The following is a 21,461-nucleotide window of genomic DNA, read 5'->3' on the forward strand; positions in this document are numbered from 1 at the left end:
CTCAATGGCCGTCAATCCCTTTCTGACCGGACTGATGTGCCGGTGTCCCAATTGCAGCGAAGGTCCGCTCTTCAGCGGTTACCTGAAGGTGTTTGACCGGTGCGAAGCCTGCGGGGCAGATCTCTCGAAGGCCGATTCCGGGGACGGTCCCGTCGTCTTCATCCTCCTAATCGTTGGGGCCATCGGCTGCGGCGGCCTCCTGTTCACCCAGATCGCGCTCAATTGGCCGATCTGGCTGGAGCTCGTGGTCTGGCTTCCGCTTATCGCGATCCTGACACTCGGAGCGCTGCGCCCCTTCAAGGGCGTGTTGATCGCCATGCAGTTTCACAACCGGGCCTCAGAGGCGCGAATCGACAATCGCCCAGACGTCTGACCACGCAGCTTCGGCATAGAACCGGCAATATGCGAAAATCTAAGGGCGCGCGGTTACCCGCCGCTGGGGTCGAGGCCTAACCCCCAACAAATCCGGGTGATGAATATTTACCCTAAGCGGAACGGCGGTCGGCCGTCTTGCTTGCAGATCAGAGGGCCGAGCGACGCTCGGAAAGGTACGAATGATTTCGGAACAGGACGCTGAATTTGTCTATGACGAAGAGAGCGGAGAGTGGGTTAATCCAGCGCTGGCAGCCGCCAAGGCGGCGACCTCAAGCCAGGTGCAGGTCCGCGACGCAGTTGGCAACTTGCTGGCCGACGGAGACGGCGTGACGGTGGTCAAGGACCTGAAGGTCAAGGGCGCCAATCAGACGCTGAAACGCGGGACAGTCATCAAATCCATTCGTCTGACTGGCGACGCACAGGAAATCGAGTGCCGGCACGAAGCGATCAAGGGCCTGGTGCTCCGCGCCGAGTTCGTCCGCAAACTCAAGCCTGACTGACGCCCCGACGGGCGCCGTGTTCGTGGAGCATGGCCAATCGGTTCCATAGCCGCTCGCACGGCGATCGCCAGAGCGCCCTTCGGACCGCTTGTGCAGAATTGGCGTCGGCTGGCGTTCAAGACCGGCTCCGCATCGGCGCGTTTGGGCGCATACGTCATTCGCCAACTGGTGGATCTCACCGTCACCACAATCGATGACGGTGAGATCCACCAATTCGATCGCCCCGCACTGTGCGCCACGACGCTACTATAGCTCCGGCAAGCAAATGGTGTAGGTTGAATTTTCTGGATGTCATGGATGTCAATCCGGCTGGCGGTCATCTACTAGAAATTAGGATGACGCGACCCTACGAGCTTCTTCCATGCCAATGAACGCCAGTCGCGCCGCCCAGATGTGAGCACAGGCGACCCATGTTGCGGAACGAATGCTTCCGCGAAAAATAGATCTGTTGTGCTTGTTAACCCCACTGACCTATATGGCGAGGCCAAGCATGGTTCTCGATGCGGACGAGTGTCTAACAGGCCACCGTAGCTAGCAAGTTCCTGACTCGCCTCGCCATTCGATTGCGCCGACTGCAACGACATGAACAAATGGCGTTTGAATCGCCAATAGCGTCTCAGGGGATGGGCAATGAAGCGGCTTTGTCTGGCTGCAATGCTTGCAGCGTCGATGGCTTTCGGCGCAATGGCTGCCCCTCCGGATTACGATGAACGCCCGGCGAAGGTGGAGCCTTACCGTGAGGGTTGGAACTATGACCGGCGCCTGGTCGACATCACCATGCGCGACGGGGTCAAGCTGCACACCGTCTTCCTGGTCCCCAAGGGCGCCAGGAACGCCCCGATCCTACTGACACGCACGCCCTATGACGCGGAAAAACTGACGTCGAATGTGCACAGCGGCAATCTGATCGCCGCGCTGGACGGCTATGACAACGCCGCCGACATCATCGTGGCCGGCGGCTATATCCGGGTGATCCAGGACGTTCGCGGCAAATACAAGTCGGGTGGCGGCTATGTGATGAACCGGCCGTTGGTCGGGAGCGGGCTCAATCCCACGCAGGTCGACGACGCCACCGACACCTGGGACACCATCGACTGGCTGGTCAAGAACCTCCCGGAAAGCAACGGCCGGGTCGGAACCCTGGGCATCTCCTATGACGGCTACGAGCCACTGGTCGCCCTGGTCAACCCGCATCCCGCGCTGAAGGTTTCGGTGCCGATGAACCCCATGGTCGACGGCTGGCGGGGCGACGACTGGTTCCACAACGGCGCGTTCCGCCAGATGAACGCCGACTACATCTGGGAGCAGGTCGCGACCACCGACAATTCCGACCCGTTCTGGTGGAACAGCCGCGACATCTATGACGCCTTCATGCGCGCCGGCTCAGCCGGAGCGTTCGGCCGCATTCACGGCCTGGACCAGATAGGCTTCTGGCGCAAGCTCACCGAGCATCCGGCCTATGACACCTTCTGGCAGGCCCAGGCGATGGACAAGATCCTGGCGGCCCAACCGCTGAAGGTGCCAGTGATGCTGGTCCACTCGCTCTGGGACCAAGAGGACATCTACGGGGCGCCCGCGGTCTATGCAGCGCTCAAGCCCAAGGACACCGCTGGTGACATGGTCTTCTTGACCCTGGGCCCCTGGCACCACGGCCAGGAGATCGACGACGGAACCCACAGCGGAAACATCAGCTGGGACCAGGACGCCGCCAAATGGTGGCGCTGGCATGTGCTGGCCCCGTTCCTGGCCCACTATCTGAAAGACGAGCCGATGGACGTGGCGCCGGTGACCGCTTTCCAGTCCGGGGTCAACGAATGGAGGCGGCTCAACGCCTGGCCGGAGCGCCCCGCGGCCGCCAGGCTCTATCTGAAACCGGGCATGAGCTTAGGCTTCAGCCCTGCCGAGGGGGCCGCTGAAACCGCTGACTATGTCTCCGATCCCGCCCACCCGGTGACCTTCGTCCCCCGTCCCGTGCGTCCTACCGGCTATGACGACGACCACTGGACCGACTGGCTCACCACCGACCAGCGCAACGCCGCCGCCCGGCCCGATGTCCTGACCTTCACCTCCGAAGTATTGACCGCGCCCGTGACCATCGCCGGCCAGCCGGTCGTGCATCTGTCCGCTTCGACCAGCGGAACCGACAGCGACTGGGTGGTCAAGCTGATCGACGTCTATCCCGACGAGACCCCTGTGCGACGCGATATGGGCGGCTACCAATTTGCTGTCGGTATGGACATCTTCCGTGGTCGCTATCGCCAATCCCTGAGCGATCCCAAGCCAATCACACCGAACGCGCCACTGGCCTACAGCTTCGCCCTGCCACCGGCGAACCACGTGTTTCTGCCTGGACACCGGATCATGGTCCAGGTGCAGTCCAGCTGGTTCCCGCTCTATGACCGAAATCCCCAGACATTCACCCCCAACATCTTCTTCGCCAAGCCACAGGACTATGTGAAAGCCACCCAGAAGGTCGTGATCGCCGGACCCAGCGAGAGCTATATCGAGCTGCCGCTGGTAAATTAGGATAGGCGTTCGCCCTGCCTTGCCGATCCCAATGTCAGCTTCCGGGAAACGACCGCTGCCGTAGCCGGCCAGCCGGATGGCCGCGAGCGCCGCGCCGCCTAGTCTTTCCTAGCCAGCGTGATGACGCCGGAGGGGCCATCGGTCAAAAATGTTCCCCCACTTCACTGGACCGCCCTGGTAGGCTTTCCGGGGTCAGTCGTGGCGGCCGGCGGGGCGTTGCATGGCCGAAACGAGGCAGCTTGAAATCGCCGAGCTCAGTCCAACGCCCGAAGCCGTGGATGCGTCCTCGGAAGCGACCGGAGTTCAGGCCTATCTTTTTATCGCCGCCCTGTTCTTCCTGACGAACTTCGCGGCGCCTAATCTCGGCCTCGTCGACATACCGGTGTCCTTCTTCCTGAAGAACCGGCTCCATCTGTCTGCAAACGGGACTGCGGTTTTCCATCTCATCGTGGCCATCCCGTTGATCCTGGGTTTCGTCTTCGGGTTCGTGCGCGACCGATGGAGCCCCGTTGGCCATGGCGATCGCGCGCACCTGCTGATCTTTTCCCTCGCGACGACGGCCATCTACATCGCGATGGGCTTCGCGCAGCCCTCCTACGCGACGCTGGCGCTGGGGGTTTTCGTCGCGACCTCGACCTATCAGATGACCAGCAGTGTCGCGAACGGCGTCTCGACCGTGGTCGGGCGCGACGCAAATCAGGCGGGCGGGATGGCGGCCGCCACACTGATCGCGGCCTATCTGCCGCAGGTCCTGGGCTTTTTCGTCGGCGGTGTCTTGAGCCAGGCCCTCGAGGCGCAGAACGCAGTCATCGCGGCGCGTGTCGTCTACCTGTGCGCCGGACTAATGATGGTCCTCCTTGCGATCGTCGGATTTCTGGGTCCGGCGTCCGTCTACGCCGCGGCCGAAAGAGCCCGCACCCGTCAGCACCTTGTTGCGGACCTCAAGCGTCTGGTGCGCCACTGGCCAATCTATCCCGTACTCTTCGTCCAGGCGCTTTGGCAGTTCTCCCCCGCGACCGCGACCGTTCTGCAGTACCACCTCGCCAACAGCCTGCACGGGACGGACGCCCAGTGGGGCGAGTGGAACGCGGTCTTCATCGGCGCCTTCATCCCCGGCCTGGCGATCTATTCCTGGGCCTGCCGACGTGTGCAGCTCAGATGGCTTATCTGGGGCGCGTTCGGTCTTGCGGTCCTGCAGATGACGCCCCTGCTCCTCGTCAGAACCGCCAACCAGGCGATCGCCGCGGCGGCGGCTCTAGGCGTCATGGGCGCCTTCGCCCAGGCCGCGTTGGTCGACCTCTGCATACGCTCCGCGCCAAAGGGGTTGGAGAGCACCATGATGATGGCCTTCCTCGCCACATACTGGATCTCGTTCCGCTCGGGCGATCTGGCCGGGACCTGGATGTACGATCGCTGGGGCTTCGTGCCCCCCGTCCTGGCGACCACCCTGACGATCGCCCTGTGCCTTCCGGTTCTTCTGCTCGTCCCGAGCCGTCTACTGCTCACACGGGACGGCGAGCCGATACGACAACAGACCTGATCCATTTGTCGTATCGCCAGTGGCGGATGTGCGCGAACGGCGGAAATTCGGCCGGCTCTTCAAACTCCCTGTTCGCGGCCCCACGCGGCCCACCGCCAAATGCCCTGTCAGACTCGACGGCCGCTCACCAGGGGCTCGATCGGGCTCCGCCTCCTGCCGGCGGATTGGGCGAGACTATTCGATGGTCTGGTGTTGAAGCCCGTCGTGCCGGCGGATCTAGTAAAAGCGCTTGCAGAATACGGCCGGCATAGGGGCCGACTCGATCGCAGAACCGAGCAAACCGTCAGTCAGAACTGACGTTTTCGGTCGGTGGCAGTCTCGAAGCTGTTGCGAAGACCAGACGCCGAAACTGTCGGCTCTCGCGCGAACTGCCGCCAGGCCCCGTGCGAAAACTTGCCATTGGCCAGCCAAGGGGCTTCGGCGCCCGAAGCTGCCGCTCCCAAAAGCTGCTGTGGGTCAAAATCCTCCGTCTCGTGGCGCGACCGCGATGTCAGCTATGTGGAACCAGGCTCTGCTGTGGGCTGCGCAGAGGCAATGTCCGGAGATGGCGAGGCCATGCCGGCCCACCGACCAGGGAGGATGCGCCAGGGACGGATACTGGAATAACTCCAGAAACTCGCCGCAAGAGAGCAGTTTCAATGGCTCGTTAGCGGCGATTTTCGTGAACCGGGTCTCACATGGCGCGCTCCAAGACGGAACTTTCGACGAATTACAGCTGGCGGCTCAACAAACTCTCTGGGTCTTCGCGCCGTTCGAGAGCCTCACAACATCGCAGCATGGGTCGCCCGCCATTGTTTCGGTGGCGCGCCGAAGCGCGCGCGGAACCAGCGTATGAAGGCTGCGGAGCATGAATAGCCGAGAAGTTCGGCGATCGCGGCGACGCTGAGACTGTGGTCCTGAAGATAGCCTACGGCCAGCTCAGCGCGAACCTGCGCCACGATATCGGCATAGATCGCGCCTTCAGCTTCGAGTTCACGCTGCAGGGTCCTGACCGTTCGGCCGAGAGACGCCGCGACCGTCTCGATGGAAGCCCGGCCCATGGGCAGCAGGGTCACCACCAGACGCCGGACGATGGCGCTCATTGGGCTGCGCTCCTGTCCGGGCAGACTGTCGAGCAGGCTGCGTGCGTGGGCCGCCATGGAGCGGTCGGCCCGGGTATTGATGCGGTCGAGGTCCGCGGATGCAAATTCGAACCCATTGAACGAGCTGCCGAACAGGGTTGGGCAACCGAAGAAGCGTTTGTGGAGCGTTGGCCCCTGGGGAGCCGGGTGGGTGAAATGCACCGCCTGAGGCGTCCAGGCCTCCTCGAGGATCAGACGAAAGAGATGGATGAATGCGCACACGGCGAGTTCCCGCGATTGACGCATCGGCGCCGGCCCGCCCAGTTCAAGATCGATGGCGAGGTGCGCAACGGTCCCATCGTCTTCCAGATGGATGCCGATGGTCTCGTTCAGCAGGTGGCGATAGGCGACCGCCATCGCCAAGGCCTCGCGAATGCTCGCCTGCTGGCCCAGCACAAGGCCGGCCACGCCAAGGTGCGAAAGACGCCGGCGCATGGCGAGGCGCACGCCGAGATCGGCATGACCGCTCCGCTGGGCGATAGTATCGAGAAGCCAGGCGGCCCGATCGGCCGCCACCGGCGCATCGAGCCCTCCCAGCGCCTCGGGCGCGATCCCCGCCTCGCGCATGAGCGGGAGGGGGTCGAACCCCAGTTCCATCGCGACCGCCGGCAGATCTGACAGGGAGACCGCTCTTATTCGCAGGCTCAACGCGCCTCTCCACTTGTTGTCATCAAATGTATGTTTTTTGTCGTCCGATGTAAACGCGATCAGCCGCCGCTCGCAATAACGTCTCTCCAAGAAGCGGGAAAGGAGACGTTCCATGAAGGTCGAGACTCTCACCTGCGCCCTGGGCGCGGAGATCAGCGGTATTTCGTTGGCGGAAGCGGGCGCCAACGATGATCTGGCGGGCGCAATCGAGGACCTGCTGCTGAAGCACAAGGTGCTGTTCTTCCGCGATCAGGACATGAACGATGCGCAACACGCCGCCGTCGCGCGCCGTTTTGGCGAGTTGGAGGACCATCCGCTCACGACCAGCGTCAATGGCGAGCCTGGCATCATCCGCATCTGGAAGTCGCCGGAAAGTCCGCCCGAGCGTTATGAGAACAGCTGGCACAACGACGCCACCTGGCGCGAATGCCCGCCGATGGGCGCTGTGCTGCGCTGCATCGAATGTCCGCCCGTGGGCGGCGACACCATGTGGGCGAACATGGAGCTGGCCTTCGAGCGCCTGCCCGACCGCGTCAAGGAAGACATCATCGACCTTCGGGCGCGCCACTCGATGGAGTCGACGTTCATGGCGGCCAAACCCATTCAGGATCAGCTGGCGATGAAGGAACGCTTCCCCGACCCTGAACATCCGGTGGTGCGAACCCATCCGGTGACCAAGGCCAAGGCGCTGTTCGTCAACGCTTTCACCACCCATTTCACCAATTTTCTTACGGCCAGCCGGGTGCGTTACGGTCAGGACTATACCGACGGCTCGGGCGAGTTGTTGCGCTACCTGATCTCGCAGGCGCAAATCCCCGAATACCAGCTGCGCTGGCGCTGGACGCCAGGCGCCGTGGCGATCTGGGACAACCGCTGCACGCAGCATTATGCGGTGATGGACTATCCGCCGTGCGTGCGCCGGATGAACCGCGCGACGATCATGGGCGACAGGCCGTTCTGATGACGCCCGACCAGTTCACCCACCACACCGCCGACCTGGGCGAAGTCACCCTGCACTATGTGACGGCGGGAGGCGGCGAGCCTGTCGTGTTGCTGCACGGCTGGCCGCAGACCTGGTTCATGTGGCGCGACGTGATCCCGCTCCTGGCCCAGCACTTCGCCGTGGTCGCGCCCGATATGCGCGGTCTGGGCGACAGCAGCAGGCCCAAGAGTGGTTATGATAAGATGACGGTCGCGCGGGACATCGCCGACCTGATGACGTGTCTCGGCCATCAGCGCTTCCGCGTCGTCGCCCACGACTGGGGTGGGCCGGTGGCCTTCGCCCTCGCCGCCCAGTTTCCCGAGCGGGTCCTAGCCATGGCGATTTTCGATGCACCGGTTCCGGGCGACGGGGGTGATGTCGTGCATCACAACCGCTGGCATTTCGGCTTTCACGCGCTGCCTGGCCTGCCCGAGGCGCTGACCGAGGGGCGCGAGGACATCTATCTCCGCTTCTTCTACAAGTTCGGCGGCGCGCGGCCCGACGCCATCAGCGAGGAAGCCCAGGCCGAATATGTCCGCGCCTATGCGCAGCCGGGCGCCATGACGGCCGGGTTCAACTACTACCGCGCCGTGCCGCAGGACATCGCCGACAACGGCGCATTCCTTAACGCGGGCAAACGGCTGGAAATGCCGATCCTCGTCTATGGCGGCGACCCGAACACGCGCGGCCGCGGCCTCAGCGCGCTCGAAAGCTGGCGGCGGGTGGCCGCCCATGTGACCGGCGGCGTCGCTGAGAATTGCGGGCACTGGATCCCTGAGGAACGACCGGATTTCGTCGCTACCGAGGTCATCCGCCATTTCAGGAGCGTCGGCGCATAGTCTTCACATCGACCCGTTCGATGAAAGCGCGAGCGCCGCGCCAACGGGTCGGCCTTCTAAGTGGGAATTCGGGGGTGAAAGAAACATTCCCCGAATCCCAACGACCCAATGCACCGAATGACACGCAGCATTGACCGCTTTCTGTGTTCCGTGGTCAGCCCTCCCCTATCCACCTTAGGGCGGGTAATCGCGACGCTATGGATGTGGTTTCCGCGCAGTGAAGATGATCATCTGAAGCCGCACCTCACCGCCGTTTCTGTCAACCTCGCGACGCAGCGCATCAGTTAGCGCTGCCACCAGCGGGTCCGGGTCGGCGCCGCGAGCCCGAATTTGGTCAGCCATCGGATTGCCGAACACCAGACCACGGGCGAAGGCCGAGGCATCGGAGACCGTCTTGGGATGGGCCACCACAGCGATCTCGAGGTCCCCGAAGCCGGCCTGGATCAGCGCCTCCTTGATCGGATCCATCTGGTGGCGGGAGAACGGCGCCAAGTAGAAAGGGGGCGGATCGGCAGGAAACAAGCGACCCGCAACTTCATGGGCGATGCGGCCGAAGGGATTGTGCTGGTGCGAGTCCCATACACTGAACACATAGCGGCCGCCGGGTGCGAGCACTCGCAACGCCTCGCGGTACGATCCTTCCAGGTCCGGGAAAAACATCAAGCCGAACTGGCAGACGACCGCATCGAAGCTGCTTTCGCCGAAGGGTAAGGCGGTGGCGTCGGCGACCTCGAAGGTGACCCGCTCCGCCGGATCGAACTTGGCCCGCGCCAGGTCCAGCATCGGGCGATTGAAGTCTGTCGCGGTCAGCGCCGACCCGGCGGGCAATCGCCTGCGAAGCTCGCGGGTGACGATGCCGGTTCCGGCCGCCGTCTCCAGCACATGCATGGGCGAAAGCTTCGCGACGCGCGTCGCCGTTTCCACCGCGAAGTCCTCAAAGATGATCGGCCCAAGATAGCGGTCGTAGTTTGCCGGTATGTCGCCGACGAAGCTGGCGTCGCTCATGAGCGGATGCTTCCCAGGAAACAGTATTTCATTCGACATCTCCCCCAGCGCCGCGCCCCGACCGCCTGTCAGGGCTTGGCGGGCGGGACAGTGGCGGGGGCCTGGGCGAAGGCAGTGATCTGCCAGGAGCCGTCCGCGACCTTGCGATAAGTCCCAATCCAGTTGCCGACGCCATGTTCGACCTTGTGGGTCGCGGGGTCGGTCCCGTCCTGCACGTATGAGCCCGTCTGGTAGGCGATGTCCCCGGACTGGCCGATCACGGTCCGATCGACAGTGAGGCTGAAATTCGCCGCCGGATCCTTGAAGAACTCCTTGTTCGCGGCAAGGTCTTCGGCCTTGCTTTTCACCGGCGCCAGGCCGACGTCATAGGCGACGACGTCGTCGGCGTCGAAGGCGACAAGCTTGGCGGGATCGCGCGCCTTGGCGGCTGCGTTCACCGCCGCGATCTCGGCGTTGATAGCGGCCGTCTCCTTGGCGACATCGACCGCAGGCGCAGGCTTTGCACAGCCCGCCATGCCGAAGAGTAAAAGAGCTGTGGCGCCGAGGCGCCAAGAAATCTCGAGTGTCATCTGTTTCCCCGATCGATGAGCCGCAGCCGCGGGCTTGGGTTTGAGCACTTCTGCTGACAGACGATTTGAGCCCCAGCGGCGGCGGAGACTGCGTAATTTTCCCAGCTGTTCCGCCGCCAAAGCCGCGTTCGTCCTGCGGCTCGCCGGGCAGGCCACGATCCGTTCCTCAGTTCCAGGCGCCTTGGGTCGTACCACCAGCGCCGGTCCCAAACTGCGAGAACTGGCCCGTCTTGCCCTTCAAGGCGCCGCCGGTGCCGCGCAGGGCGCCCCAGCATTGGTTCGGCTTGGTCGGGTCGGCCCCAGGGTTGGCGGCGCAGACGATCAAGGCCGACCAGGTGTCTCCGGCGCTGTTGCCGCCGTTGCAGACCCCGGATGTGGCGGTCGCCTGGCCTGGGGTGAGCCAACTGATGCAGGTGTACGGTGCTGAATCGTTCTTTCCGCTGGAGTCTGTGGTCTTGGAAACGCCCTTGAACATGACGCCGCCTTGATCGGGCGCGCCGTTGGCGCCCGGAAGGATGATCTGCACAACGCTGGAAGCGTCGGTAGCGAACGTGCCGGTATAGGGCAAAGCCAAGGCCGGACCGGCGGCGAACAGCGCGGCCGCGACGGTGCAAATCGAAATCGACTTCATGAGAGCCCCCTTTGGATTGGTCGAGCGGAAACGCGTGCGGCCCGGCCAGCCTTGCCGGCGTCATTGACCGCGGTACGGAAATCCACTGTGCTCTATGCGAAGGTCCGGCCCGCCTTGGCCGGACACGCGGACCAACACGCTGTCGCCACGAGACCCACGGCAGCGGGTACCCGGTTACATTCGCCCCACAGCGAAGATTGTCAACTGGCAGTCAAAAATGAGCCAAAGTGTGGGATAGGCGCTCGTTCGACCTCGGCCGCCCGCCCCTCCCCTTCAGCCCTTGCTGTAGGGCGCGCCGGCCAAGGCCTGGCGATCTTTCTCGCCGCCCGTCGGATCGACACAGACGAACGCCGCGCGGTGATCTTCGATGGCGTAGGAGGGCAGGTTCGACGAGCTGGCGCAGACCTCGCCGTCTTCGGCGAAGGAGAAGTCGCGCAGCACCGTAACCCGGGTCGGGCTCGGGTAGCTGAGGAAGGTCTGGGTCGAGGGCGTGAAGCGCAGGATCCGATCCGAATTGTTCGCCGCCATCCAGATGTCGCCGGTCCGGCGATCGACATTCAGGGCATAGGGCGTCTCATACTCGCCCTCGCCGATCGGCGGGATCTTGAACGAGCGGAAAGCCTGGGTCTTGGGATCGAACCGCATCAGGCCACCCTCGTCGAAGGACGGGATCCAGAGGACGCCTTGTGGGTCGAAGCGCGGGCGCCGGGGCCCCTTCATCGGCGTGTCCCACTCGGTGACCTTCAGGGTCTTGGGATCGATGCGGCCGATCTTGGAAGCGTAGAGCTTGGCGTACCAGACGCTGCCGTCGGCCGGATCGATGTCGATGCCATAGGGGAACGGCAACACGCTGTAGCCAAAGAAGCGGTGGGTGGAGAGGTTCAGCTGGGCCGCCTGGTTCGGGAACCATGAGCCGATGCGCATCAGGGTCGGGAACAGCTGTTCGCTGATCCATTGGATAGGGTCTGAGACCGGCAGGCGCAACACCGTCATCTGGTCGGTCTTGGGATCGAAGCGGCCGAGTTGGTTGGAGGCGACGATGGTGAACCAGACGATGTCGTTCTTGTCCACGCGAACCGTGTGCGGATAGAGCGCGTCGTGGCCGACCGGATAGCTCTTGAAAGCCTTGGTCGCCGGGTCGAACGACATCAGGGTCGAGGACAGGGCGTTGGTGATCCAGATGCGGCCATCACTGGTCTGGGCCATGCTGTGCGGCCCGTGCTTGCCGGAGAACACCCCGATCGGCAGCTTCATGCCCGAGAACTTGCCGCCACGCGGCAGGTCAATGTCCGGCAAGGGATATTTGTCGACCTTGCCGGTGGCCCGGTCCAACACCCAGAGCAGATCATGGCCCTCGTCGGTGCCATAGAGCTTCTGGTCCCGCGCGACGTCGGCGTCGTGGATGAAGGTGTAGCCGTCGCCCACCAGCCATTCGCGGACCTTGGCCCTGGCCAGTTCGGGCCCCGCGCCATAGTCCTGGATCGCCTTGATCGGCTTGCCATCGAACCCCTGGGTCAGGACCTCGGCGAAGGTCTTCTTCTGCCAGGTCGACGGCATGGCCAGGAGGCCCTCCATCTTGTCGAGCTCCACCATCCACTCCTGGTGACTGCGCGGAACGCGCGTCGTCAGGTTGCCGAGCTGGTGGCAGTAGTTGCACTGGCTGATGAAGGCTGGGCGGTCGCGCTTGACGTCCTTCCAAGGCAGGCGCGCGTTGAAGGCCGAGGCTGACAGCGCCATCGACGCATCGTCGTCGCTGGCAAAGCGCTTCAGGGCCAGGTCGACCCTGGTGGAATCGTTCTTTCCAGCCGTCTTGGCCGCCTCAGCGTCGTCGAATCCAGCTAGGCGCGCGCGAAGCTTGAGGTCGCCGTCAAAGTCGGTGCGGATGGCGTAGCCGCCGTCGGGGCCGGTGTAGACGGTTTCCTTGCGATCGGCTGCGGCGTTGAACACCGTGACCATCGCGCCGTAGGCGGGCTTGCCGTCTGGCGTGGCGATTTTACCGGAAAAGCTGGCGGCGTTGGCCTGGGCGGCCATGGCGAGGGCGGCGACGGATGCAGCGATTCGGCCGGCGCGAAGATGGCGGGTCATGGGTCTGGACCTCTTGTATGGATGCTCAGGCGCGGACGAGGCTGGTGCGGGTCAGGAGCAGCGCGGCGACGAGGCTCAGGATGGGGCCGCCCGTCGCCAGGTTGACGAGCAGGGCCACCCCGGAAATGTCGAGCTTGAGATCGCCCAGGCCGCCGCCGAGCCAGAGGTCCAGCAACAGAACCATGCCGCTCACCACATTGATCAAGGCGACGAGCCCAACGAGCTTTGACGCCCGGCCCAGCCAGATCAGGGCCGCCAACAGCGCCAAGCAGGCCGCGGGGACGTAGTAGCCAGCCGCCATGGAGCCGAGGAAGGCCATGACGAGGCCGCCGGCGAAGAGCAGCAGGGCCAGGATGACGCTCGATCGGGAACGAGGGGAGGCAGCCATGGTGGTGGTGTCCGGATCTGGGTTGGATCGATCGCCAACCTAGTCATTCGATTGCAATCGGTTTGACTTTGCGCGCCAATCGATCTGAAGCTGGCTCTGGAGAGCGATGTATCGATGACGGCCTGGGTCCGTAGCGGCGTCCTGGTCGGAGCGCCCGAATTGATCGCCGAGCTCGGCGGCGATCCGCAGGCGCTCGCCAACGACGCGGGGATCGAACGCGTGGCCCTGGCCGACCCGGATTTTCCGGTGGAGGTGACCTCGGTCGTGCGCTTCCTCGAACTCGCGGCCGAAGCCTGCCGCTGCGAGACCTTCGGCCTCAGGCTTTCGAAGAAGCAGGAGCTGTCCCTGTTCGGCCCGCTCTGGCCGCTGTTCCAGAACGTGCCGACGCTGGGCGCTTTGGCGCAAGCCGTCGTCGATTATTTCCCCATGCATACCCAGGGCGCGCTGGTGGCGCTGGAGCCGGAACCGGAAGGCGCCAGCCTGGTCTATGACGTCGCCGCCGAGGTCGGCGGCTCGCGGCGCCAGATCATCGAGCTCGGCTTTGGGATCATGGTGGCCGAATTGCAGCGCTGGGCGCGCGACTGGCGGCCGAGCGACGTGGCTTTTCGCCATGGACCGCCTCTGGACCTGCGGCTGCATCGTCAGATCCTGGGCCCCGAGGTCCGCTTCAACGCAGACCGCAATGCGCTGTTCATCGAGGCCTGGATGCTGTCGCAGCCCAATCCCGCCCGCGACGCCGCCCTGCACGCGAGCCTTTTGGAAGACTTGGAGCCTCGCCGCCGCGCCCTGCCTGGCGCACTCCGACTACAGGCCGAGATCGCCGTACGGGCCCTGCTGCCCTTTGCAGACTGCACCCTCGACATCGTTGCCCGCCTGCTCGGAACCTCGCGGCGCACTCTGCAGCGGCGCCTGGCCGAGGACGGCATCAGCTTCGAGGCCCTGATCGACAAGGTGCGGGCTGACCTCGCCCTGACCTATCTGCGCGACTCGATGCTCAGCGTCACGGCCATCGCCGAGATCCTGCAATTCTCGGAGACCAGCGCCCTGTCGCGGGCTGTGCGGCGCTGGTACGGCGCGCCGCCGACGGCGATCCGCAAGGGCCCGGCCTAGAAGGCCGCGCTCGTCCGTCCGAGGAAATCCAGCACCAGCGCCGCCGCTTCGTCCGGTGCGTCAAGCGGTATCCAATGGCCGACGCCGTCCAGACGCCGATACTCGAACCCGGCGTCGCAGAACCCCGCCGATGCCGTCATCTGCTCCTCGGCCAGCGCGATGTCGCCGGTGCTCCAGACGCCCAGCACCGGAATCTGCACCCGGCCGAAGGAGGGCCGCAGCAACGGCCCGATGTTGGCGCGATACCAGTTGATGCCAGCGGTCAACCGGCCGGGACGCGACAGATCCGCGATCCAATGCGGCATTTCCGGCGGATCGCCCAACCAGCGCCGGGGGAACGCAAAATTCCCGGCGCTGAACATCGCTTCGGCGAGGCCGCGCAACTGAAACACCAGCACGTACCAGCCCTTGAGCTTCTGCCTCAGCCCCGCCGACGCATAGGCGTTCAGGTGGCCGACTGACAGGGCGACGTAGCGGCTGAAACGGTCTGGATGCGCCGAGGCCAGAGCCCAGCCGATCGCTGCGCCCCAGTCGTGACCCATCAACGCGGCCTTCTCGATACCTAGCGCGTCGAGCAGACCAATGGCGTCGGCGGCGATCCGGTCGATCCTGTAGGGCCCCACTCCCTCGGGCGCTGCCGTGCGCCCAAAGCCCCGTTGGTCGGGCGCGATTACACGATAACCCGCCCCCACCAGGGCGGGGATCATCTTGCGCCACAGCTGGGCGGAGTCCGGGAAGCCATGCAGCAGCAGAAGCGGCTCGCCTGTCCCGGCCAGCAGCACATGCATGTCGAGCTCGCCGATGTGGAACTGGCGATGTTCGATCTCAGCAGCGGCCATGTGTCCTCGCCTGCAGCGCCGCCAGCCAGGGCGGACGCTGGCCAGCATGTCCCAACCCGGCCCCCACGAATTGACCTTGCGCGCCAGTGCTGCGGCTATCCGCCCGGCAAGCCGGCTCTGGCGCGTAAAGTCAATCTGAGCCCTTCCGCCTCTGATACCGAAAGCCAAATCAAACGGGTCAGATCGTCGGGGAGACGCCAAAACCTATGCAGATCAAGGATAAGCGCGCCCTCGTCACCGGAGCCGGATCCGGTATCGGGCGTGAAACGGCCCTGGCTCTGGCCCGGGCCGACGCGAAAGTGGTCGCCACCGACGTCAGCCTCGCCGGCCTCGCCGAACTCAAGGCCGACGCCGCCCGCGAGGGATTGACCATCGACACGCTCCGCCTGGATGTGGCCGACCGCCCGGCCTACGACGCCCTGGCCGCCGAACTGCAGTCGCAGGACCGCCTGCCCCAGATCCTGATCAACAATGCTGGTGTCGGCTATTTCGGGGCGCTGTTGGACACCCCGCTCGAGGTCTATGAGCGGGTGCTGCGCATCAATGTGCTGGGCGTGGTCAATGGCTGCCAGGTTTTCGGGCCGGCAATGGTCGAATCCGGCGAGCCCGGCTGCATCGTCAACGTGTCCTCGACCGCCTCGGCGATCCCAATCCCCAACATGAACGCCTACGCCGCCAGCAAATGGGCGGTGGAGGGGCTAAGCGACGGTCTGGCAATGGAGCTCAGCCGTTCGAGCGTGCACGTGATCAGCGTGCATCCCGGGATCATCAACACGGCGATCGTCCCCAATCCCATGGGGGCTGCGCCTTCGATCACGCGCGAACAGCTGGACGGGCTTTCCGCCTACTACGCCAAGAACGGCTGCCATCCGCGCGTCGTCGCCGACGCCATCGTCGCCGCCGTCCGATCAGGCAAGGACAAGGTGTTCGTGGGGCCCAGCGCCCAGTTCGGCGCCGTCGCGCGCCGCTTCGCCCCGACCCGGATGAAACGCCGGCTGACCCTTTCCGTCGCCAGCAAGATCGGCTTCTGGAAATAATTCGTACAAGGATAAGCGCGTGCCCAAACTCACCCTTCTGCGCGGCCTCGCCGTCGCTTTCGTCCTGATCACCGCCGCGATGTTCGCCTGGCAGAACCCTGGCGTCCTGGGCTCGCGCCTAACCCCAGCGGAGGTCGACCGCTACCTCGCTCAGGCCGACCACAACCTGGCCATCCCCCCGGCCGAAAAGGCAGAAATGCTCACCCGTCTGCGCGCCTGGGCGTTCGCTGACGACGGCAAGCCGGTCTACATGCTCAACCTGATGCGGTTCTACCCGCAGGTGCGCGCCTTCCCGGGCGGCCCGCCTGCCTCCATGACCCCGGCGCAGGCCAACGCCTATTACGAGTCAAAGGCGGTGCCCATGCTGCTGCCGATGGGCGGGTCGGCCCCGTTCATGGGGCGCCCCCAGGGCCAGAACGTGCTGCCTTACGACGCCCGCGGCGACCACTGGAGCCGCATGTTGCTGATCCGCTACCCGAACCGCCGCGCCTTCCTGCAGCTGATCACCGACCCGCGCTACCCGGCGATCATGCCCTACAAGCTGGCCTCGCTGGAGATCGTGCTCGCCCCGTTCACGGCCGAGATGATGATGCCCGACTACACCCAGGCCACAGCAGCCCTGTTGCTGATCATCTTCCTTGGCGTCGGTTGGTGGCGCGCCGAACGTCGCAAACCCGATTGAGCGGAGGCCGACGCCATCCGAACAGGCCCGCCAGCTTCAGGCATGCACGGCCCATAAGCGGATTCCGCCAGATGCTCGAACTTTCATCGCGGCAGAACCCACGCCATTGTGCAATTCCGAAAGTGCAAACGCTGCCTGCGCGGACGCAGGCAATTCTCGGACCGGGGAGTTGCTGACTCAATCCGAGCCTGACCGAATCTGGCTATCTGCCCCAACTGCTTCGGGAGGTGCTTGCGTCGCGCAGAAGCCGCCAGCACAAGCGACGCCCTACGCGTCGATGCAATCAATTCGATCGATAGACGCGGATCGGTCCAACTATCTGCGCCGGAGTCCAGACTTCTCTGTCGTCCAACAAGATTGGTAGGCCCGGAGGGACTCGAACCCCCAACCAGACCGTTATGAGCGGTCGGCTCTAACCATTGAGCTACGGGCCCCCGTCGGCGCGGGAGAGCGGGTTAGCATGACGCCTTCGCCGCATAAAGGCCCGCTTCGGGTCGCATGCAAAGCTTGGCCCCTTGCATGGAGACGCTGCATGACCCGCCCCCTCGCCCCGGCTATCTTCGCCGCCCTGGCCCTGGCCGGGCTCGCCGGCGCCGCCCGAGCTCAGACAGTAGGGGCCCAGGCCGACGAGGGCGGGCGCGCCTTCGACGCCACCACCCTGTCGCTTTCGGCCGAGGGCGAGGCCGAGGCCCGCCCGGATCAGGCGACCATCACCCTGGGCGTCCAGGTCAAGGCCCCCAGCGCCCGCCAGGCCATGGCCGACAACGCCCAGCGCATGAGCCAGGTGATCGCGGCGCTGAAGTCGGCGGGCCTGGAGGCGAAGGACATCCAGACCTCGAACCTGTCGCTCAATCCAGCCTACGACTATGGCCCCAATCGCCCGCCGAAGCTGACGGGCTATGAGGCGGACAACGAGGTGCGGGTGACGGTGAACGACCTGGCCCGTCTGGGGCCGGTGGTGGATGCGGTGGTGAACGCGGGCGCCGACCAGGTCAGCGGCATCAGCTTTGGCCTGAAGGATCCCCGCGCCGCCGAGGACCGGGCGCGCAAGTCGGCGGTCCAGGCCCTGGCGGCCAAGGCCGAACTCTACGCCGCCGAGACCGGCTATCGGCTGAAGCGCCTGGTCAACCTGACCGAGGGCGGCGGTTATCAGCCTGGGCCGGTGCGGCCGATGTTGGCGTTTGCAGCGAAGGCTGCGGCGGCGCCGACCCCGGTGGAACAGGGCCAACTGACCGTGCGGATCGATATTTCCGGCGTCTATGAGCTGAGCAAATAGGGCTCAGATCGAGACCAGCTCCTCGGCGGCGCGGCGCTTGCGCTCGCCCATGTGGTGACTGAGCTTGTTCACACGCCGGCTGCCCGAGGTGGTGCAGAGGGCGGGGACCAGGCCGTGGACGATACAGGCCAATCCCGCGACCAGCAGCGTGCTGCCATAGAAGAAGGCCGCGCGCTGATGCTCGAAATAGGTCTCGTTCACGGTGCGAGGATGGTCCAGGAACAGACGTTTGAACACGGAAATTCCCCCAGCGATTCGCCGATTTAAGTTGATATTACTTGACCCGGGTCCGAATTTTTTCCCAATTTCACCCAAACTAGCGGTCCGGATTGGGAAAAATGACAACCTTACCGTCGATCACCCTGGACGCCTTCGACATCGCCATACTGGGCCAGCTGCAGGAGGACGCCTCGCGCGCCGTGGCCGAGGTCGCCGCAGCGGTGAACCTGTCGCAGAACGCCTGCTGGCGGCGGATCAAGATCCTGGAGGAGGCTGGGGTGATCAAGAAGCGGGTGGCGCTGGTCGACCCGCAGAAGGTCGGCTGCGGGGTGACCATCTTCGTCAGCCTCACGGCCGGCGAACACAGCGAGGACTGGCTGGAGGCCTTCGCCGACAAGGTCGCACGCATGCCCGAGGTGGTTGAGTTCTACCGCATGACCGGCGACGTGGACTACCTGCTGAAGCTGCAGGTCAGCGACATCAAGGCCTATGACGAGGTCTACAAATCGCTGATCCGCACCGCCAGGCTGCGCGACGTCTCGGCCGCCTTCGCCATGGAGGAGCTGAAGCACACCCACGCCGTGCCCCTGCCGCGCCCGGCGATGCGGGGATAATCGTCTCGAAAGCTTTGCGGCCCGGCGCTATAAGTCCCCATGACTCACGAACACGACGCCATAGCCCTGGTCGACCGGCTGCAGGCGGAATACGAGCGCTCCGTCAATCATTTGCGGGAAGACCTGCGGGCCTATCTGGCCGACCGCACCGCGCCCGATCCCATCGCCCGCGCCGGCGGAGCCTATGCCTATCCGGCCCTGCGGCTCTCCTATGTGGCCAAGGGGCCCTCGCCGCGCCTGCCACGCGCCTACGCTCGCTTCAGCCAGGGCGGAACCTACTCGACCACCATCACTCGGCCGGACCTGTTCCGCAGCTACCTGATCGAGCAGCTGTCGCTGATCCTGTCCGACTTCGACGTCGGGGCGGAAGTGGTGCGCTCGCGCCAGGAGATCCCCTACCCCTACGTGCTGGACGGCTCGGTCGACCTCAGCGACGGGGAAATCTCCTCGGCCGACATCGCCCTGCACTTCCCGGCCACCGAACTGGCCTCGATCGGCGACGAGGTTGCCGATGGGTTCTGGAGCCCGCAGGGCGGCGACGACGACCGTCCACTGACCCTGTTCGACGCGCTGAGGACCGACTTCTCCCTGGCGCGCCTGGCCCACTACACCGGCGGGCCGGCCGACCAGGTGCAGACCTATGTGCTGTTCACCAATTACCACCGCTATGTCGACGAGTTCGTCCGCTGGGGCGCAGCCCAATTGGCCGATCCGTCCAGCCCGTATGAGACCTTGCGCTGCCCCGGCGGGGTGGTGATCACCAAGGACACCCCTGACCCCGAGCGCGCCGCGGCCGAGAGCCCCTGGCGGCGCCATCAGATGCCGGCCTATCACCTGACCGCGGCCGGACGACGGGGCGTCAGCCTGGTCAATATCGGCGTCGGCCCCTCCAACGCAAAGACCATCACCGACCATCTGGCGGTGCTGCGCCCCGAGGCCTGGCTGATGATCGGCCACTGCGGCGGCCTGCGCTCGACCCAGACCATAGGCGACTATGTGCTGGCTCACGCCTACCTGCGCGACGATCACGTGCTGGACGACATCCTGCCGCCCGAGATCCCGGTCCCGGCGCTCGCGGAAATCCAGGTGGCCCTGACCCGGGCGGCCGAAATGGTCACCGGCGAAAGCGGCGACGCCCTGAAGGCGCGACTCAGAACCGGCACCGTGGCCACCACCGACGACCGTAATTGGGAGCTGCGCTATTCGCTGAGCGCGCTCCGGTTCAACCAGTCGCGGGCCATCGCCATCGACATGGAGAGCGCCACCATCGCCGCACAGGGCTACCGTCTGCGGACACCTTACGGCACCCTGCTCTGCGTCTCCGACAAGCCGCTGCATGGCGAGATCAAGCTGCCGGGCCAGGCCAACGCCTTCTACGAGCGGGCGATCAGCCAGCACCTCAGGATCGGCATCGCCGCCATCGACCTGCTCCGCCAGGAAGGCCCCAGGCTGCATTCGCGCAAGCTGAGAAGCTTCGACGAGCCGCCGTTCCGCTGAATTCGGAGTTACGGGGAGCGGCCAAGCTCCCTATCTCTGCCCTGCCCCTCCATCCACGCGTTCCATTGCATGAACCGCCTCGCCTTCCTGCTGCTGCTGGCCGCAGGCCTCTTCTGGGGCCTGGGCTTTCCGCTGGGCAAGGTGGCGCTGACCGAGACCGATGCGGCGCACATGGTGCTCTGGCGGTTCGTGTTCGCCAGCGTGATCGCCCTGCCCTTTGCGCTGAGGCGGCCCGAGGCGCGGGCCCTGTTCCGCTCGCCGATCGTGATCGCCTGCGGGGTGATCTACGCCGTGGCTTTCGAGGTGCAGAACGAGGGCCTGGCCCGGGCCAGCGTCAGCCTGGCGGCGCTCCTGGTCGGGGCCATGCCGGCCCTGATCGCGGTGGCGGCGCGGCTCCTGGGCGAGCCTGTGAGTCGTATATCCTGGGCCGGGGTGGCCTCGGCCTCGCTGGGCGCTGTGCTGATCGCCGGCCGGCCGCAGGGCGCCGCCACGCCCTTAGGCGTAGCCTTGAGCGTGGTCGCGCTTCTGCTGTTCCTCACCTGGCTTTTGATCCTGCGCCGGGCGCCCAAGCCGCCCACGGCCATGGCCATGCCGGCGGCGACGGTGATCATCGCCACCCTGGCCCTGGCGCCGATCTCCTTCGCCCTGGACGGCGCCCCGCGGCTCGACCTCAGCCCTGCGGTCTGGAGCGCCATGATCGCCCAGGGGATTTTCTGCACCTTCCTGGCCACCGCCGCCTGGCAGTTCGGCGCCCCCCGCGTCGGTCACGCCAAGGCGGGGGTGTTCGTCAATATCGAGCCCCTGATGGGCGCGATCATCGGCGTGACCTTGTTCGGCGACCGCCTGACCTGGGGCCTGGCCGTCGGCGGCCTCTGCATCATCGCCGGCAGCCTGGTGGTGGTGCTGGGGGAGGAGCACACCACCGCCCCCGACCTGGAAGAGGTGGCGGCGACACCGAGCTGAACGCCGCCGCGGGTT

General features: G+C 65.2%; 21 protein-coding genes and 1 tRNA gene. 13 read left to right on the forward strand and 9 right to left on the reverse strand.

The window, feature by feature from the left end:
* Positions 1-4: 4 nt before the first annotated feature.
* The 4 genes from KCG34_RS07315 to KCG34_RS07330 all read left to right on the forward strand — a co-directional run bounded on the left by KCG34_RS07315 (position 5) and on the right by KCG34_RS07330 (position 4,941).
* Entirely contained in the window at positions 5-373 is a 369-nt protein-coding gene (locus KCG34_RS07315; protein WP_211939724.1) for a DUF983 domain-containing protein, read from the forward strand.
* Between the two features lie 280 nt (positions 374-653).
* Complete coding sequence (locus KCG34_RS07320; protein WP_249138324.1) at positions 654-875, forward strand: alkylphosphonate utilization protein; 222 nt, start codon at positions 654-656, stop codon at positions 873-875.
* Positions 876-1,598: 723 nt separating this feature from the next.
* Positions 1,599-3,401 carry a CocE/NonD family hydrolase gene (locus tag KCG34_RS07325; protein WP_249138255.1) on the forward strand — a complete coding sequence of 601 codons (1,803 nt, stop codon included), beginning with the start codon at positions 1,599-1,601 and terminating at the stop codon, positions 3,399-3,401.
* A gap of 220 nt (positions 3,402-3,621) precedes the next feature.
* Positions 3,622-4,941, forward strand: coding sequence for an MFS transporter (locus tag KCG34_RS07330; RefSeq protein WP_211939727.1), 1,320 nt, complete (start codon positions 3,622-3,624; stop codon positions 4,939-4,941).
* Between the two features lie 761 nt (positions 4,942-5,702).
* On the opposite strand, the gene KCG34_RS07335 is transcribed toward KCG34_RS07330, so the two are convergent.
* Positions 5,703-6,824 (reverse strand): AraC family transcriptional regulator, encoded by a 1,122-nt coding sequence (locus tag KCG34_RS07335; protein ID WP_211939728.1) that lies wholly within the window; start codon positions 6,822-6,824, stop codon positions 5,703-5,705.
* Positions 6,825-6,876: 52 nt separating this feature from the next.
* On the opposite strand from KCG34_RS07335, the gene KCG34_RS07340 reads away from it, so the two are divergent.
* Complete coding sequence (locus KCG34_RS07340) at positions 6,877-7,671, forward strand: TauD/TfdA dioxygenase family protein (protein WP_249138256.1); 795 nt, start codon at positions 6,877-6,879, stop codon at positions 7,669-7,671.
* On the forward strand, positions 7,671-8,531 hold the full coding sequence (locus tag KCG34_RS07345) for an alpha/beta fold hydrolase (protein WP_211939730.1): 861 nt from the start codon (positions 7,671-7,673) through the stop codon (positions 8,529-8,531). The genes KCG34_RS07340 and KCG34_RS07345 overlap by 1 nt, the downstream gene beginning before the upstream one ends.
* 195 nt (positions 8,532-8,726) lie before the next feature.
* Here the strand turns inward: KCG34_RS07345 and KCG34_RS07350 are convergent, their stop codons facing one another.
* From KCG34_RS07350 to KCG34_RS07370, 5 genes are all read right to left on the reverse strand, one after another.
* Positions 8,727-9,536: a class I SAM-dependent methyltransferase gene (locus KCG34_RS07350; RefSeq protein WP_211939731.1), complete on the reverse strand. Its 810-nt coding sequence runs from the start codon at positions 9,534-9,536 to the stop codon at positions 8,727-8,729.
* A 68-nt stretch (positions 9,537-9,604) separates the two neighbouring features.
* Complete coding sequence (locus KCG34_RS07355) at positions 9,605-10,225, reverse strand: YybH family protein (RefSeq protein WP_211939732.1); 621 nt, start codon at positions 10,223-10,225, stop codon at positions 9,605-9,607.
* 46 nt (positions 10,226-10,271) lie between these two features.
* Positions 10,272-10,736: a hypothetical protein gene (locus KCG34_RS07360; RefSeq protein ID WP_211939733.1), complete on the reverse strand. Its 465-nt coding sequence runs from the start codon at positions 10,734-10,736 to the stop codon at positions 10,272-10,274.
* 273 nt (positions 10,737-11,009) lie between these two features.
* Positions 11,010-12,821, reverse strand: a complete 1,812-nt coding sequence (locus KCG34_RS07365) for a carboxypeptidase regulatory-like domain-containing protein (protein WP_211939734.1) — start codon at positions 12,819-12,821, stop codon at positions 11,010-11,012.
* A gap of 25 nt (positions 12,822-12,846) precedes the next feature.
* Positions 12,847-13,209: a hypothetical protein gene (locus KCG34_RS07370; protein WP_211939735.1), complete on the reverse strand. Its 363-nt coding sequence runs from the start codon at positions 13,207-13,209 to the stop codon at positions 12,847-12,849.
* Between the two features lie 114 nt (positions 13,210-13,323).
* Here KCG34_RS07370 and KCG34_RS07375 point away from each other — a divergent pair, with 114 nt between their 5' ends.
* On the forward strand, positions 13,324-14,319 hold the full coding sequence (locus tag KCG34_RS07375; protein ID WP_211939736.1) for an AraC family transcriptional regulator: 996 nt from the start codon (positions 13,324-13,326) through the stop codon (positions 14,317-14,319).
* Here the strand turns inward: KCG34_RS07375 and KCG34_RS07380 are convergent.
* A complete protein-coding gene (locus KCG34_RS07380) occupies positions 14,316-15,158 on the reverse strand; it encodes an alpha/beta fold hydrolase (protein ID WP_211939737.1) in 843 nt (280 codons plus the stop codon). The genes KCG34_RS07375 and KCG34_RS07380 overlap by 4 nt on opposite strands.
* 206 nt (positions 15,159-15,364) lie before the next feature.
* Between KCG34_RS07380 and KCG34_RS07385 the strand changes: the two genes are divergently transcribed.
* Entirely contained in the window at positions 15,365-16,195 is an 831-nt protein-coding gene (locus KCG34_RS07385; protein ID WP_211939738.1) for an SDR family NAD(P)-dependent oxidoreductase, read from the forward strand.
* Between the two features lie 19 nt (positions 16,196-16,214).
* On the forward strand, positions 16,215-16,877 hold the full coding sequence (locus KCG34_RS07390; protein WP_211939739.1) for a hypothetical protein: 663 nt from the start codon (positions 16,215-16,217) through the stop codon (positions 16,875-16,877).
* A gap of 358 nt (positions 16,878-17,235) precedes the next feature.
* On the opposite strand, the gene KCG34_RS07395 is transcribed toward KCG34_RS07390, so the two are convergent.
* Positions 17,236-17,311: transfer RNA gene (locus tag KCG34_RS07395), tRNA-Ile, on the reverse strand.
* A gap of 98 nt (positions 17,312-17,409) precedes the next feature.
* On the opposite strand from KCG34_RS07395, the gene KCG34_RS07400 reads away from it, so the two are divergent.
* The gene (locus tag KCG34_RS07400) at positions 17,410-18,153 is read left to right on the forward strand and encodes an SIMPL domain-containing protein (protein ID WP_211939740.1); all 744 of its coding nucleotides are present in this window, start codon (positions 17,410-17,412) and stop codon (positions 18,151-18,153) included.
* Between the two features lie 3 nt (positions 18,154-18,156).
* Here KCG34_RS07400 and KCG34_RS07405 read toward each other — a convergent pair whose 3' ends face one another.
* Positions 18,157-18,390 (reverse strand): DUF6356 family protein, encoded by a 234-nt coding sequence (locus KCG34_RS07405; protein WP_211939741.1) that lies wholly within the window; start codon positions 18,388-18,390, stop codon positions 18,157-18,159.
* A 101-nt stretch (positions 18,391-18,491) separates the two neighbouring features.
* Here KCG34_RS07405 and KCG34_RS07410 point away from each other — a divergent pair, with 101 nt between their 5' ends.
* The 3 genes from KCG34_RS07410 (at position 18,492) to KCG34_RS07420 (ending at position 21,446) form a co-directional block, all read left to right on the forward strand.
* Complete coding sequence (locus KCG34_RS07410; RefSeq protein WP_211939742.1) at positions 18,492-18,986, forward strand: Lrp/AsnC family transcriptional regulator; 495 nt, start codon at positions 18,492-18,494, stop codon at positions 18,984-18,986.
* Between the two features lie 39 nt (positions 18,987-19,025).
* Positions 19,026-20,483: an AMP nucleosidase gene (locus KCG34_RS07415; RefSeq protein ID WP_211939743.1), complete on the forward strand. Its 1,458-nt coding sequence runs from the start codon at positions 19,026-19,028 to the stop codon at positions 20,481-20,483.
* A gap of 69 nt (positions 20,484-20,552) precedes the next feature.
* Positions 20,553-21,446 carry a DMT family transporter gene (locus KCG34_RS07420; protein ID WP_211939744.1) on the forward strand — a complete coding sequence of 298 codons (894 nt, stop codon included), beginning with the start codon at positions 20,553-20,555 and terminating at the stop codon, positions 21,444-21,446.
* Positions 21,447-21,461 lie beyond the last annotated feature (15 nt).

It is taken from the genome of Phenylobacterium montanum (assembly GCF_018135625.1).
GTDB lineage: Bacteria > Pseudomonadota > Alphaproteobacteria > Caulobacterales > Caulobacteraceae > Poindextera > Poindextera montana.

What these genes read in the sequence shown, in the direction of transcription:
- KCG34_RS07315 (WP_211939724.1), top strand. Translation starts at nt 5, where the DNA reads ATGGCCGTCAATCCCTTTCTGACCGGACTGATGTGCCGGTGTCCCAAT.
- KCG34_RS07330 (WP_211939727.1), top strand. Translation starts at nt 3,622, where the DNA reads ATGGCCGAAACGAGGCAGCTTGAAATCGCCGAGCTCAGTCCAACGCCC.
- KCG34_RS07335 (WP_211939728.1), bottom strand. Translation starts at nt 6,824, where the DNA reads ATGGAACGTCTCCTTTCCCGCTTCTTGGAGAGACGTTATTGCGAGCGG.
- KCG34_RS07345 (WP_211939730.1), top strand. Translation starts at nt 7,671, where the DNA reads ATGACGCCCGACCAGTTCACCCACCACACCGCCGACCTGGGCGAAGTC.
- KCG34_RS07350 (WP_211939731.1), bottom strand. Translation starts at nt 9,536, where the DNA reads ATGAGCGACGCCAGCTTCGTCGGCGACATACCGGCAAACTACGACCGC.
- KCG34_RS07360 (WP_211939733.1), bottom strand. Translation starts at nt 10,736, where the DNA reads ATGAAGTCGATTTCGATTTGCACCGTCGCGGCCGCGCTGTTCGCCGCC.
- KCG34_RS07365 (WP_211939734.1), bottom strand. Translation starts at nt 12,821, where the DNA reads ATGACCCGCCATCTTCGCGCCGGCCGAATCGCTGCATCCGTCGCCGCC.
- KCG34_RS07370 (WP_211939735.1), bottom strand. Translation starts at nt 13,209, where the DNA reads ATGGCTGCCTCCCCTCGTTCCCGATCGAGCGTCATCCTGGCCCTGCTG.
- KCG34_RS07375 (WP_211939736.1), top strand. Translation starts at nt 13,324, where the DNA reads ATGACGGCCTGGGTCCGTAGCGGCGTCCTGGTCGGAGCGCCCGAATTG.
- KCG34_RS07380 (WP_211939737.1), bottom strand. Translation starts at nt 15,158, where the DNA reads ATGGCCGCTGCTGAGATCGAACATCGCCAGTTCCACATCGGCGAGCTC.
- KCG34_RS07385 (WP_211939738.1), top strand. Translation starts at nt 15,365, where the DNA reads ATGCAGATCAAGGATAAGCGCGCCCTCGTCACCGGAGCCGGATCCGGT.
- KCG34_RS07400 (WP_211939740.1), top strand. Translation starts at nt 17,410, where the DNA reads ATGACCCGCCCCCTCGCCCCGGCTATCTTCGCCGCCCTGGCCCTGGCC.
- KCG34_RS07410 (WP_211939742.1), top strand. Translation starts at nt 18,492, where the DNA reads ATGACAACCTTACCGTCGATCACCCTGGACGCCTTCGACATCGCCATA.
- KCG34_RS07415 (WP_211939743.1), top strand. Translation starts at nt 19,026, where the DNA reads ATGACTCACGAACACGACGCCATAGCCCTGGTCGACCGGCTGCAGGCG.
- KCG34_RS07420 (WP_211939744.1), top strand. Translation starts at nt 20,553, where the DNA reads ATGAACCGCCTCGCCTTCCTGCTGCTGCTGGCCGCAGGCCTCTTCTGG.